Here is a 13,102-nt window from a genome sequence, read left to right on the forward strand (position 1 = left end):
TCGGGGTGTTCCCGTGCCGGGGAAACCACGACGGGCCAGCCTTGCTCCCTCGCACACTGTGTTCCCCGGTCCCTATGCGCTGCCCGCCAACGGACCGGAGAACGAGGTGAATCTCACCTTCGCCTTCACCCAACGCAATGCCCTGGTCATCGGCCTGGACCAGGTGCTCATTCGGAACCGGATCAACCTGCCCTGGCTGCAGGCGCAGTTGGACACAACCGCGGCGGAGCACATCTTCGTGTTCGGTCACATGCCTGCCTTCAAGGTTGATCACGACGATTGCCTGGATGACTACCCAGGCGAGCGCGATACGTTCTGGAACAGCCTGGCGGCCGCCGGGGCGCGCGTCTATTTCTGCGGCCACGACCACTTCTACGATCACGCCCGTCTGGCCGACAGCGACTCCGATTCCGCCGACGACCTTCACCAGTATGTAGTCGGCACCGCCGGAGCGCCGCTCTACGCCGGCGGGGCGTACGACGGCGCCAACGGGATCTGGACTCCGATGCTCGTGCACCACGAGAAGGAGTATGGCTACGTGCTGGTGGAGCTCGACGGTCCGACGGCGATGCTGACGTGGAAACACCGGACCGCCCCCGGCGTCTACGAGGACGGCGGCGACCGGTGGCCGTACTCGGTGCCGACGGCCGGATGCTGCGGGGGCGACGAGCGGCGCGGCGATATCGACGGTCGGTGTTTGCCGGAGTGCATCACCGTCAACGACCTCGCCCAATTCATCGCGTACATGTTCGCCGGCGGCCGGCCGCCGGCGTGCGCGGCCGAGGCCGACATCGATGCTTCCGGCGGCCTCGACGTGGCCGATCTCACCGCCCTCCTTGGTTTCGTATACCGCGGCGGCGCGCCGCGGCAGCCCTGCCGCCAGGCGCGCCCCGGCTGCCGCGCCCGGCGTCGACCAAGGCAAAGCCGCGCCCGGATCACCGGACGCGGCTTTTTGCCCCAAGGCGTCAATTCTATCCCACCGGGGGATCAGAAACCGCAGGTCGGCGGCGGACCGCCGCGGAAGAGGTAGGACACGAACAGGGTCAGGTCAGATACCTTCACCTGCCCGTCACCGTTCACGTCGGCCACCGCGAGCGGAACCGGCGCGGATCCGCCGCGGAACAGATACGACACGAACAGGGTCAGGTCGGACACCTTCACCTGCCCGTCGCCGTTCACGTCGCCGCACACCGGGCAGCGGCAGTACGCCTCCGTGCACACGGCCTCGCACTCGTCGGGAACGCCGTTGCCGTTGGCGTCGGTGGAGACACCGCTCAGAATATCCTGAGCGTCATCCGCGCCGTTGCCGTTGCAGTCGGCGAACGAGATCACTTCCACCCCGACGTCGGCTGTCCGATCCAGTACTCCGTCGCCGTCCTCATCAATGCTCAGCACGAGGTTTTCGGGACCCGGGCCCGGCCAAAGGAGGGCCGTGAGCTGGACCTCGAATTCCTGCGTCGTCCCGAGCGGAATCATCCGGTTGCCCAGGACCGGTTCGCCCGGCTGCAGACCGTTGAGGCTGACGGCCTGCGACGGCGCGCCGTCGTGATCGAGCACCTGGAGACCGTAGGAGAGCGATCCGGTCGGGTCATCGTCGTTGGTCACCATGACGCGGGCAGTGCCGCTTCCCCCGCCGAGGCCGATGCCGATCGGGTCGATCGGGAGGCCGATGATGGTGGCGCACCATTTGCCGAACCCGGCCTTGATCTGCCCTTCGCAGGTCGAGGACGAGCCGTTCATCGGGTTGAGCACGCTCAGGCTGTAGCAGGCCACGGCGCCGGGGTTGAATCCGGCCGGCCGGGTCACCGTCACCGTGATCGTCGTGCAGGCGCCCGGGGCAAGCGGCGCGGTGAGCCCGCTCGCGGGCGTGAACACCAGGCCGGCGCCGTTGAAATTGCAGCCCGACCCCGACGCCATCCCGGCCAGCGACCAGTTCAGAGCCGCGCTCGCGGCGCCGTCGTTGCACACCGTGAACGCCAGCGGCCGGGTGGTCTGGTTCTTGCAGAAGACCACGGTGGGCACGCGGCAGCGCACTTTGCATTTGCCCGTGGCTCCCGCCTCATATAGACCCTGGACCTCGGCCGGAGTGAGCGCCCGGTTGAAAATCTCGATTTCATCGAGGAAACCGTCGAAGTACCGGTTCGTGAAATAGCAGCCGCCGGTGTTCAGGAACGTGCCGTGCCCGATATCCAGGATCGGCCCGCTGTTGGTGCTGTAGAGCGGCCCGGTGAGCGGCGTGAAGGTCGCCACCGGCGCGCCGTTGAGGTAGAGCGTCCCGCCGCCGGTTGTCCGCGACACCGTCACCGCCACGTGCTGCCACTGGTTGAGCTGCACGGTTCCGGGCGGGCTGTAGAACACCGTCTGCGGCGCCGGAAAACTGCTCATGATGAGGCCGAGGAAAGCCGTCCCCGTCCCTTGGCCATCGTCCTCGACAAAGAAGCAGACGCCGTCGAGACCCGAGCCGCCGAAGAACCACTGGCGGTTGTCAAAGATGGGGTCGACGCAGGGTTGGTTGCCGACATTCTGATTGAACACCGCGCAGTTGGCGCCGAAGCTCCGCGGGTGGATCCAGGCATCGGCGCTGAAATCACCCGGCCCGATCGTTACGAACGGATCATTGTAGACCCGCACGATGTCGAGATTGGGGACATTCGGCCCGAACTCATACGCCCCGCCGACCATGCCCGGCGCGAAACCGAAACTCCCGAGCTGCGTGCCGTTGTTGTCGTGGCCGGCCAGGTCGAGCGCGGTCGCCGGCGCCGCCTCATCGAGCGGGTACCAGGCCAGCATCTTCGCCGGCGGCTTCACGCAGCACGTGTCGGGAACGCCGCTGTTGCCGCCCCCGCACATCCAGTTGCCGAAACTGATATTCACCGCCGGCAGGCCCGGCGCCGTCGTCACCGTGTAGGCGGTCGGCAGTGTCGTCTGCACCCATCCCGGCTGGTTCACCTCGCTGACCGTGTAGGTCGAGCAGGGGATGTTGGCGAAGGTGTAGTTGCCGTTGGCGTCGGTGACGGCGGACGCGTAGAGCGGCCCGCCCTGGTAGAACAGGTTGATCGTCCAGCCCGGCAGCCCCGGTTCGCCCGGATCCTGCTTGCCGTCGTGATCGAGATCGTTGAACTTGGCGCCGCTGATGCTGCAGTACTGCTGCGACGGGCAGCACCGCTGCACAATCAGCTCCAGGTAGTCGATCTGCGTGTCGTCGATCATCATGAAGTCGAGCGTGCCGTCCTGGAGCGCCGCGATCATGCTCGAGACGTTGTAAGGCCCGGCGTAGGGCAGGTTGCCGAGATCGAGGCAGACCGTCATGGTGTCGCCGAAATTCCAGACCGTGTCGGCCCCGGCCGTGTGAATCGCCAGCAGTTGGCTCAGGCTGATCTGGTAGAGGAAGTTGGAATTGGCTCCCTCGCCGAGCCGGATGAAGTCATCGGTCGCCCCCGGGTCGGTGGCGCGCACCTTGAAACACAACTGCGCCCCGACCACACAGCAGGCCGTGTCGAAACAGTTGCTGAAGGTGTGGCCGAAACAGCGGTCGCGCGCAAACTCGTCGAAATTCAGCACCGGCGACCCCGCGCACATCTCCAGCAGGATCGACTGGAGGTAGGGCGCCGGCGTGGGAATCTCGGGGTCCCCCCCAGGAAATCATCCTTCGCCCCGGCCATGCAGGTATCGGCCATCGTCGTGTCGCACAACTGCGGGTCGAGGTTGCCGAAGTCCAGGTTGTTGATGACCGCGTTGAAACTCGGGATAAACAACTGGTAGTTGACGCTCGACGGCGCCGTCTGCACCCACCCCGGCTGCTGAATCTCGTTGAGCACGTGGTAGCCGGCGTTCAGATTGTAGAAAGCGTACTGCCCGAGCGCATCGGTGGTGTCGTACTGGTAACCCCACCAGATCGTGTTGAGCTCGATAATCCAATTGGGAAGGGGAACGTCCCCTGCGTCGAAAGTGCCGTTGCAGTTCTTGTCGTCATACTTCACACCGTGAAGTTCAGCTTCCGGCAAGGGTCAGCCGCCGTCCATCTTTCCCGTGAGGTAATCGATCTCCGTCTCGCTGCCGATGAAGACATCCAGGTCGCCATCCTGCACGGCGGCGAGCACGTTGGTCAGGCCGCGGTCGGCCAGCGGGAGCCGCCCGAGATCGAGCACGAGCGTCATCGTGTCGCCCGGATCCCAGCTCGGATCGGCCCCGCCCGTCTTGATCTCCAGCAGGTGGCTCAGCGAGGCGCCCCAGATGCGTCCGGGCGAGGGCCAGTCCCCCAGGAGGAGTTCGTCATCCTGGCTGCCGGCCGCCGAGGCCCGCAGGCCCAGGCGCAGCTCGCCGCGTACGATGTCGCACGGATCCCAGCAGCCGCTGAAGGTGTGCCCGAAACACGCCCCCGAGGCCGGCTGATCGAAAAACGGGAGGGACGACCCGCACGTCGCCATCTGCGCGGCCAGGTCGGCGCTGGGCGAGGACGGTTCCGAGCCGTTGGCCGGATCGAAATTGTCCGCCACCCCGGCCGGGCAGTACGTCGGAACCGTGTCGCAGCCCGCCTCCGCCCGGAACGTGAAATCCATCCCGCCCATGGTCCCGCTTCCGCCATGGGCGAAACGGTAGTCGACCGACACCGGCCCCCGCTGCACATACCCGTCCGGGACCGCGCACGACAGGTCATAGTCGCCGCTGCTCAACCCCGCAAACGAGTATGCCCCGTCGGCATTCGTGGTCGTCGAGTCCAGCGTCGGCGGCTGCCCGCCCGCCTGGCCCCGCAGGTAAATCTTGATGCTCCCCAAGGCCGCCTCGTGGGCGTCACGGGATCCGTCGCAGTCGATGTCCTCGAAGGCTATCCCGGAAATCGACCCCGTTTGCGCCAGTGCCGGCGCGACCGGACAGCACAGGAAAACGGCGGCAAGCACTCCCGCCCCAAACCGCCGATACACGGCGGTCCGCAGGATACTTCCCATAAAGTCTCCTTGCCTCGCTATGGTATAGAACGTTGTAGGGTATGGTCGCCGGCGGCCGGAACCGCCGCCGGCAGCGTTACTGTAGGATCAACATAGAGTAAAACGATGTATATTGTCAAATATTATTTTCGCCGTCCCGCAACTTTGTCACGGCTGCGCGGCCGCTCGCGACACAGTCTGTCCCCCGGCCCTACGCACTCCCTACGCAGGCGCCGATGGTGCGGGAATTGGCGGAATTTACCGGGGCATGCCCGCCCCGTGGCGATGGCGCAGAGGGGATTGCCTACTTGGTGCGCAGCGGCCGTATGTGGACCCGCGAGGTCCACACGCCCGCATCCTGCGCGGCGATTGCGACGATCATCGCCGCCACCTGCTCCGGCGTCAGGCGCGGCTTGGCGGCGGGCGAGGGATTGCGATCGGCGGCGACCCGCGCGAGGAAATTGGTCGCGATTGACCCCGGCATGACGAGCGACACCTTGATGTTGTCGTTGCGCAGCTCTTCCCCGGCCGATTCGGTGAGCAGGTTGAGCGCGGCTTTCGAAGCGGCGTAGGGGCCCAGGGTCGGCTGCCCGGCGGTGGAGGCCATGGACGACACGTTGATGATGTGCCCGCCCCCTTGCCGCCGCATGACCGGGATCAGTTCGCGCAGGGAACGGAAGACCGCTTTGACGTTGACGGCGAACATGAGATCCCATTCCCCCTCGGTCGTTTCTTCGATCGGCTTGCGGACTCCCGCCCCGGCATTGTTGATGAACAGGTCGATTCGCCCGAACCGGCCGAGCGCCGCGTCGACCAGTCCCTTCATACCGTCAAGCGTCCCGACGTCCGCCGGGGCGATGAGACAGCGCGAGCCGTCCGGATCGAGCGTGTGGGCGGCCTGCTCGAGCCCCTCCCGCCGCCTCGCGCAGAGCACGACCCGGGCCCCTTCGGCTGCCAGAAGCCGGGCGGTCGCCGCCCCGACCCCTCGGGAGGCCCCGGTGACGACCGCCACTTTGTCCGTGAGTAATGCCATGGCTACAGATCGACCCGACGAGCGCGGTTCACCCGGCGGAGAGTCTCCGTCGCCTCCGGCAGGCGCGCAAGCCGGCCGTTCAGCCCGGGAGATACCGCGGACCCGCGGATGCCCCCGGGAAGTGTTCTCACTCCGCCCCGCCGGCCAGATCCGTCTTATCTTCAGCCCGGAGCGCTGCGGTCCGGCGGCGCTCCAACCAGAACCAGACCAGCCCCGCGGTCACCACCACCAGCACCGCGAGCCCGGCCACGTGATACCACCGGATCCGCTGTCTGACCATTTCAAATGTACTCACTGCATACCTCCGTTCCTGGCGGTCCCGTTGAAATCATCGGCCTTCCCTTCCCACATCCAAATAACGCCGCCCCCGAAAAAACGCAATCCCATTACGCGCACAAGCGGCGATATCCGCCCAGAGCTGAAGCGCCCGCTCTCCGGCGGTTCGTTCTTAAAGTGATCGGCCAAAAAAATACCACCCGTGCTCCCCTCAAGCACGGGTGGCGATCCGCCAAAGAGAAAAGATAAGCGTAACAATTACTGCAACGCTCAGGGAGTTAAGATGACAGTTATTGGAACAGCAAGCTTCGTGCCGCATGGTGTCGCATTGCCTGACGACGCCGTAGTCGTTTGCATCACAGCATATTAGCTCTGTGCTACGGTTCCCTGTTCCACATTCGTTCGTGGAATTTCGTACGATCATACGAGTCCGGTCCCGAAAAAAAGCGGTAAGCGCCTGTCAATCAAACGCTTACCGCAACCAAGGAGTAACTGTGTCTGTTCGTAAGCCGCTACGATTCCACCCGCCCGGTTCCGGTACCGATGCCTCCAAGCGCCATCTCACACGCTCGGTCGCGACGATCACACGGAGCGGGGCGAGGAAATCCGGCTCGTGTCGGTTTCAGCCTAGTTGAGCGCACCTCCTTCCAGGCTGATGCCGTAGCGCTTGAGTTTCGTGCGGACGGTGGCCTCGTGGATTCCGAGGATGCGCGCCGCCTCCGACTTGTTGCCGCCGGTGGCCAGCAGGGCCTCGATCAGCATCTGCCGCTCGAACCGCTCAACCTGCTCGAAGAGCGAGGAGCGTTGATCCCGACCGGGGTCGCCGAACACGGCATGGGCCAATTCGGAGAGATCTCCCTCGGCGGCCAGTTCCGCCATCACCTCGAGCCGTTTGACTTTGTTGTTCAGCTCGCGCACGTTGCCCGGCCAGGCATACTCGACAAAGCGGTGGATAACGTCGGCCGGCAGCGGGCTCTCCGCCAGGCGGCGGCAGTTTTGGAGGAAGTGCCGCAGCAGGAGCGGGATATCCTCTTTCCGGTCGCGCAGCGGGGGGAGGTGGAACGTAATGCCGCTGATGCGGTAGTAGAGATCGCGGCGGAACAATCCGCGCTCCACCATCGCCTGGAGATCGCGGTTGGTCGCCACGACGAGCCGGATGTCGAGCGGCACCTCTTTCGTCGATCCGACCGGCACCACCCGGCGGCTTTCCAGAACGCCGAGCAGTTTGGCCTGGAGAGTCGGCGGCATGTCCCCGATCTCGTCGAGGTAGAGCACGCCGCCGTTGGCGGTCACGAAAAGTCCTTCTTTGTCGCGGTCGGCTCCGGTGAAAGCCCCCTTGGCGTATCCGAACAGCTCCGACTCCAGAAGGGTCTCGGGAATCGAGGCGCAATTGACCGCCACAAAAGGACCATCGGGCCGGCAGATCGCGTGGAAGTACCGGGCCATGTGGTCCTTGCCGACACCCGTCTCGCCGGTCAGCAGGACGGGGAGATCGGACTTGGCGACGTAGCTCAGTTGCTGTTTGAACCGCTTGATCTGCTCGTTGGCGGTCAGGAATTCCACCTCGGAGGTCCTCGCGGCCGCGCCGGGGGCGTCGCCCGGCCGCAGGCGGTCCGTGCCGGCCAGCAGGCGGTCAATCTCCTCCAGACGCCGCTGCATCCCCCCGCGGCGGAAATACTCTTCGGCGCGGAACAGGCAGGTCAGGCGTTTGCGCGGGTCGAAAGCGGCCGACTGGCCGGCCGCCACCAGCGCCTCGGCCTTCTCAAACCGAACGCCCGACTGGTGGAGCGTGTCGAGCGCTTTCACGAACAGCTCGCGGGCTTCGGCGATGCGACCGCCGCGTTCGGCGAGGATGGCCTGCACTTTCAGCACGGCTCCCTGCTCGACCATCTCGCCGGTTTTGGCCAGAATCGCCAGCGCCCGGGCCGCATAGCGCGCGGCAACCCGGTCGTGGCCGACACGCAGCGAGGCCTCGGCCAGGTGGCGCAGCACGCGGCCGGTCAGGGTCGTCTCCCGACCGATAGCCTCGGCGGCCGCCAGCGCGCTCTCGAGCATCTCGGCCGCTTCCGCCGCCCGCTCGCTCCGGTAGTACAGCTCGCCCAGGTAGGTGCGGAGGATTACCTGATCGCGCGGGCTTTCGACCCGGCGCAAACCGGCCGCCGCTTTCTGGAACGTCGTCTCGGCCCCGGCAAAGTCCCCTTCCTGCATCTGCACGTAGCCGAGGGACAGCGCCGCCCGCGCCGCCTCGAGAGTCTGTCCCAGTTCCTCGGACAGGGTGAGGTTGATTTCGAGATGTTTCTTGGCCTCTGCGAATTCGCCGAGGAATGTCTGGATACGGCCGATGTTGCCCATCATGTACGCAAGTTTCTTGCGGTCGTCCAGGCGCTTGGCGAGGCCGATGGCCTCCATCAGCACCGTCAGCGAATTGCGATAGTCGTTTTGGCGGAAGTAGAGGCCGGCCAGCAGGTTCAGCGCCCTGCTCTGCCCTTCCGCACAATCGTTGCGCCGAAAGATTGATTCGGCGTCTCGGAATGCTTTCTCCGCTTGCTTCAGTTCGCCGCTGTCCCGAAGAACTTCGGCCACCGTGAGGAAAGTCTCCGCCAACTCGAGCGTGTCGCCGTGCTCGGAGTGGATGGCCTGCGCCATGCGGGCCAGGCGGAGCGCCGTGGGGTACGAAGCGAGCGCAAGGTGAGCCCGGGCCACCAACCGGAGAATTCGTCCCGCGAGCGCGCTTCCCGCCGTCTCAAGCTGGCGGCGATTCGCCTCGTAGTACTTGACCGCGCCCGAAAAATCCCGCGCGGCGAGCAATTCCTCCAGGTAGTGAGCCGCTGCCGCAAGCAGTCCGTCGGCAGTGTCGGTAATCACTCTCATACCTTCGTTCCCTCAGTTTCCTCGACCGTTGTTTGCCGGGGCCGTCGCACCCGGGTTGTTCTCTCCCACAATTGCGTTGCCGTCAGTCGACGGCTGCGGCAGTGTCACGATGGTGTGGCCGGTCAGCCGTTCGAACCAGAGCGGCATCACCAGCCGCCACAACAGGCTGGTCTCAATGCCGACAATTCCGGGCGCCACTCCCGACGAAGTGCCGGGCTGGGACAGGCGAGAATCAGGGAAATAGTTCTGCTCCCCGCCCCACGGATGGTCCTCGCTGGACGGCCGCGGATACGGGACAGCAATCGGGTTCCGGCGAGCACTGACACTGCTGACGGCGGTGGCCAACAACAGCACCAGGACAACCGAAACAGTGAGAAGACGTTTCATGACACACTCCTTGGTTTATAGTGACACAAGTTTTGCCAAAGACACAGGGCCGGCGGGCGAGAGAGGGGATTGTGCAGAGACATGAGCATACCTCCGGTCAAGTCCCTGCCCCTTCTACTATAATGTGGAGCGCACCGGTTGTCAATGGGATTTTTGAACTCACCCGCCGCGGAGCAGATTCCGCGCTGCTTTCCTGTCGTCTCCGGTAGGATGACGTACCATGCGAAAGGCGCGCGCCGGCGTGGCCGCCCCGCCCGTCGTCTGTTCGCCGGCCGGGCCCCGCAACACAGTCTCTGCGACCGCCGCACCGGCCGCTCCCCCTTCACGAGTGCAGCCGATTGAACTCGTCCACGAGTTCCGCAAGGCGGACCGTCGGCCAACCCTTCTGCCGGCACAACTCCTCCAGGCTTCCCCAGAACGGCTCCCCGCACACGACGCACGGCAGTCCCCGGCTCATGAGAAAGCGCACCGCGTCCGGATAGCGCTCCACCATTTCGTCGACTCTGGTTTCCGGCGTAATCATCTTCCTGCTCCGCTCGGGACCGATCGCGGTCGCGCCGTGCGGCGCGCCGCCTCAAACTGTTAAACGCCCGGAGCCCGACAGAGTGCCGTGGAAGACGCGGGGGAGGGTTTGGCGCGCCGGGCCGCGCGCGGGAGAAAAAAAGGCGGGGCCGGTCTGGCGGCCCCGCCCAATTGCCGTCGGTCCCCCGGCGCTATTTTTTGGCCTCCGCGAGCGCCTTCTTCAGGGCGTCGATGATCTTCACCGGCGTCGGGTCGACCTCGTTGAGAATCGCGAGGTAATAGGAGACGAAGTCGCCGAACTGGACCAGCGAGAGCATCCGCTCGAGCTCGGTCTCCCCGCGCGAGTGAACGTCGATCGCCTCCACCCCGCGCGAGCGGATCAGTTCGCCGACGATGTTCATGCGCTGGCGCACCTGCGGGTGGTCGCCAAGGTCGCGCAGGATCACGACGGCCAGGTGCGAGGCGAGTTCCTCGATCGACGGCGACCAGCCGACCAGCTCGTTGTGATTGAATTCCGGGAACTGGTTGGCGAAGGCGAGGGTCTTGGCGTTCTCGCACAACTGAGCTTTCCAGCGCCGCCCGACCGCATCGGTCAGGGTCGGTCCGCTATAGACGATCACGATCTTCTTGTGCAGTTTCTGGGCGAGGTTCTTGGCCGGGTTGATGGTCGTCGAATTGTCTTCGATATACTTCTCCCGGTGCTTCTGCAGCTGCGGGATGACCTTCTCGAGCTCCTTGGAGAACCCCTTGGCGTGGCCGACCTGTTCGAGAAACATCATGGTCATCACGAAGAGGTAGCCGAGGGCGGCGCGGGGCTGGAGACCGCCGGGCAGTTTGGCCAGCGGGATGTCGTTGAGCTGGGCCACTTCCTCAAGCAGACCGCCGGTGGCGATCGCGGCGAGCATGGCCTTGCGGTTGAGCGCGTCGTCCACCGCCGCGAGCGTCTCCTCGGTGTTGCCGCTGTAGGAGGCGGCGACCACCAGGGTCTCGTCGTCGACATACTCGGGCAGCGCGTAGGAGCGGCAGATGTCGACCGGCACGAGCAGTTTGGTGCGGAGGTAGCTGCGCATGAGGTCGCCGGCGATTCCGGACCCGCCCATGCCCACGGTAACGATATTCTTGATGCCCGGGAACGCGCTCGCATCGAACTTCCAGAGTTTGCCGAGTTTCACCGCATCCGCCAACTGCTCGGGAAAATCGAAGATTCGGTTGTACATGTTTTCCGGATCGTGGGCGCGGATCTTCTCAATGTCGTCGAGTATATTCAAAATCAGCTGTCCTCTCTCATTCTGGGGTCCACGTGTTCCAGGGTCTCTCTATAGTCACGCAGGCGGTCCACCACCGCCTGCAGCGTGCCGCCGGCGAGCACCGGCCCGACCAGGTCCCGCGCCCGGGTGGAGTTGATTTTGCGGATTAAACGGCAGACCTCGACCAGGCGCGCCGGCGCCATCGACAGCACGTCCACGCCCATACCGATCAGCAGGGGCAGGGCCAGCCGCTGGCCGGCCAGCTCGCCGCACACGGTCACCGGCACGCCGTTGGCCCGGCAGGTCTTGACCGTATGCCAGACCAGGTTCAGCACGGCCGGGTGCAGGGCGTTGTACAGGTGCGCCACGTGGCTGTTCATCCGGTCCGCGGCCAGCGTATACTGCGTCAGATCGTTCGTCCCGATCGACACGAAGTCCACACGCCGACTCAACGTGTCGGCCGTGAGGGCGGCCGATGGGACTTCGATCATGATCCCCAGGGGAACGTCTTCGCCAAAGGGGATAGCTTCCCGCCGAAGTTTCTGCTTCTCCTGCGAAATGATCTTCCGGGCCCGCTCAATTTCCTCCAGCTCGGTGACCATCGGCAGCAGGATCCGCAGATTGCCGTGGGCGGACGCGCGGAGGATCGCCCGGATCTGGGTGCGGAATTCTTCCCGCATCGCCAGCATAGTGCGGATTCCCCGCAGTCCCAAGGCGGGGTTGTCCTCGACCGGGAAGCCGCCGCCGTTGAACACCTTGTCGCCCCCGAGGTCGAAAGTCCGCAGCACCACCGGCGTCGGGCCGAAAGTCCGGGCGATCCGCCGGTAGTAATCGTACTGGGCCTCCTCCGAGGGAAACGCCCCGTTCGCGAGGTACAAGAACTCGGTGCGGTAGAGACCGACCTGGACGCGCTGGTGGGCGAGGATTTCATCGGCCGGGCCGGGCAGCGTCAGGTTGGCCCCGATCGCCACCTCAACGCCATCGGCCGTGACCGGCGGGATGCGGCCGAGCTTCTTGATGCGGCTGAGCACGGTCGGCCCGAGCCGTCGCCGGCGCCGCTGGTAATCTTCCCAAGTCGCCTGGCTGGGGTTGACGATGACCCGGCCGGACACGGCATCGGCGATAATCCGGGTGTTGTTGGGGATTTTCTGCCATGCCTCCTCGGCCAGCACGACCGGCAGCAAAAGAGCGCGGGCGATGAGCGCCATGTGAGAATCGGCGCCCCCTTCGCTGATGACGAAGCCGGTGGCTTTGCGCTCCCGGTACGAGACCACGTCGTTGGGGGAAAACGATTTCCCCACCATGATGGTGTTGGGGGCGAACCGCTTCTGCTGGGGGATCCGCCCCGATAGCCGGGCCACCACCCGGGCCGCAACCGCCTCGATATCGAGCGCTACCTGCCGCATGTAACGGTCGGGGGAGTTTTGCAGCGGGTCGACCGTCTCCTGCACCAGCTTCTGGTAGACATAGGCGGCGCCGAGCCGCTGCTCCTCGATGGCGGCCCGCACCCGCTTGAGGAACTCGGTGTCGCTGGCGATCATGACCTGAGCTTCGAATATCTTCGCCACCGGACCGCCAATCTTGCGGATGGCCGCCTGGTGGACCTCGCGAAGCTCGTCGAGGGTCTCGTCGACCGCCTTCTGCAGGGCGTCGATCTCCCGGGGCACCCGGGACGCCGGGATCGGCATTTCCGATACCTGCGCCTCGCCCGGCAGCATCACCCGGGCGGTTCCGAGAACAATCCCGCTGGAGATCGGCACCCCGTCTATGGTGTATTCCTTGCCATCCATGCCGATCATACCCCTTTCCGGGGTAACCATACATTATAGGAAGCCCCGCAG

11 protein-coding genes are annotated in these 13,102 nt (G+C 65.3%); 1 reads left to right on the forward strand and 10 read right to left on the reverse strand.

The window, feature by feature from the left end:
• Window positions 1–106: 106 nt before the first annotated feature.
• The gene (locus KA261_06335) at window positions 107–1,030 is read left to right on the forward strand and encodes a hypothetical protein (protein ID MBP7697411.1); all 924 of its coding nucleotides are present in this window, start codon (window positions 107–109) and stop codon (window positions 1,028–1,030) included.
• Here KA261_06335 and KA261_06340 read toward each other — a convergent pair.
• The 10 genes from KA261_06340 to ptsP form a co-directional block, all read right to left on the reverse strand.
• On the reverse strand, window positions 988–3,579 hold the full coding sequence (locus tag KA261_06340) for a hypothetical protein (GenBank protein MBP7697412.1): 2,592 nt from the start codon (window positions 3,577–3,579) through the stop codon (window positions 988–990). The two genes, KA261_06335 and KA261_06340, sit on opposite strands and share 43 nt — an antisense overlap.
• The gene (locus KA261_06345) at window positions 3,555–3,980 is read right to left on the reverse strand and encodes a hypothetical protein (GenBank protein ID MBP7697413.1); all 426 of its coding nucleotides are present in this window, start codon (window positions 3,978–3,980) and stop codon (window positions 3,555–3,557) included. The genes KA261_06340 and KA261_06345 overlap by 25 nt, the downstream gene beginning before the upstream one ends.
• Before the next feature lie 27 nt (window positions 3,981–4,007).
• Window positions 4,008–4,946 carry a hypothetical protein gene (locus KA261_06350; GenBank protein ID MBP7697414.1) on the reverse strand — a complete coding sequence of 313 codons (939 nt, stop codon included), beginning with the start codon at window positions 4,944–4,946 and terminating at the stop codon, window positions 4,008–4,010.
• A gap of 283 nt (window positions 4,947–5,229) precedes the next feature.
• Window positions 5,230–5,958: an SDR family oxidoreductase gene (locus KA261_06355; protein MBP7697415.1), complete on the reverse strand. Its 729-nt coding sequence runs from the start codon at window positions 5,956–5,958 to the stop codon at window positions 5,230–5,232.
• A 127-nt stretch (window positions 5,959–6,085) separates the two neighbouring features.
• Window positions 6,086–6,253 carry a hypothetical protein gene (locus KA261_06360; protein ID MBP7697416.1) on the reverse strand — a complete coding sequence of 56 codons (168 nt, stop codon included), beginning with the start codon at window positions 6,251–6,253 and terminating at the stop codon, window positions 6,086–6,088.
• Window positions 6,254–6,861: 608 nt separating this feature from the next.
• Entirely contained in the window at window positions 6,862–9,105 is a 2,244-nt protein-coding gene (locus tag KA261_06365; GenBank protein MBP7697417.1) for a sigma 54-interacting transcriptional regulator, read from the reverse strand.
• Window positions 9,106–9,117: 12 nt separating this feature from the next.
• Window positions 9,118–9,492 carry a hypothetical protein gene (locus KA261_06370; GenBank protein MBP7697418.1) on the reverse strand — a complete coding sequence of 125 codons (375 nt, stop codon included), beginning with the start codon at window positions 9,490–9,492 and terminating at the stop codon, window positions 9,118–9,120.
• A gap of 322 nt (window positions 9,493–9,814) precedes the next feature.
• The gene (locus tag KA261_06375) at window positions 9,815–10,015 is read right to left on the reverse strand and encodes a DUF1858 domain-containing protein (protein ID MBP7697419.1); all 201 of its coding nucleotides are present in this window, start codon (window positions 10,013–10,015) and stop codon (window positions 9,815–9,817) included.
• Window positions 10,016–10,205: 190 nt separating this feature from the next.
• A complete protein-coding gene (locus KA261_06380) occupies window positions 10,206–11,282 on the reverse strand; it encodes a bifunctional phosphoglucose/phosphomannose isomerase (GenBank protein ID MBP7697420.1) in 1,077 nt (358 codons plus the stop codon).
• Window positions 11,283–11,284: 2 nt separating this feature from the next.
• A complete protein-coding gene (gene ptsP / locus KA261_06385) occupies window positions 11,285–13,060 on the reverse strand; it encodes a phosphoenolpyruvate--protein phosphotransferase (protein MBP7697421.1) in 1,776 nt (591 codons plus the stop codon).
• Between the last annotated feature and the right edge of the window lie 42 nt (window positions 13,061–13,102).

It is taken from the genome of Candidatus Zixiibacteriota bacterium, assembly GCA_017999435.1.
Taxonomy (GTDB): Bacteria; Zixibacteria; MSB-5A5; order GN15; family FEB-12; genus JAGNLV01.

Coding starts and splice junctions, on each gene's coding strand:
- KA261_06340 (MBP7697412.1), bottom strand. CDS start 3,579: ATGTGCGCGGGGTCGCCGGTGCTGAATTTCGACGAGTTTGCGCGCGAC.
- KA261_06350 (MBP7697414.1), bottom strand. CDS start 4,946: ATGGGAAGTATCCTGCGGACCGCCGTGTATCGGCGGTTTGGGGCGGGA.
- KA261_06355 (MBP7697415.1), bottom strand. CDS start 5,958: ATGGCATTACTCACGGACAAAGTGGCGGTCGTCACCGGGGCCTCCCGA.
- KA261_06365 (MBP7697417.1), bottom strand. CDS start 9,105: ATGAGAGTGATTACCGACACTGCCGACGGACTGCTTGCGGCAGCGGCT.
- KA261_06370 (MBP7697418.1), bottom strand. CDS start 9,492: ATGAAACGTCTTCTCACTGTTTCGGTTGTCCTGGTGCTGTTGTTGGCC.
- KA261_06375 (MBP7697419.1), bottom strand. CDS start 10,015: ATGATTACGCCGGAAACCAGAGTCGACGAAATGGTGGAGCGCTATCCG.
- ptsP (MBP7697421.1), bottom strand. CDS start 13,060: ATGATCGGCATGGATGGCAAGGAATACACCATAGACGGGGTGCCGATC.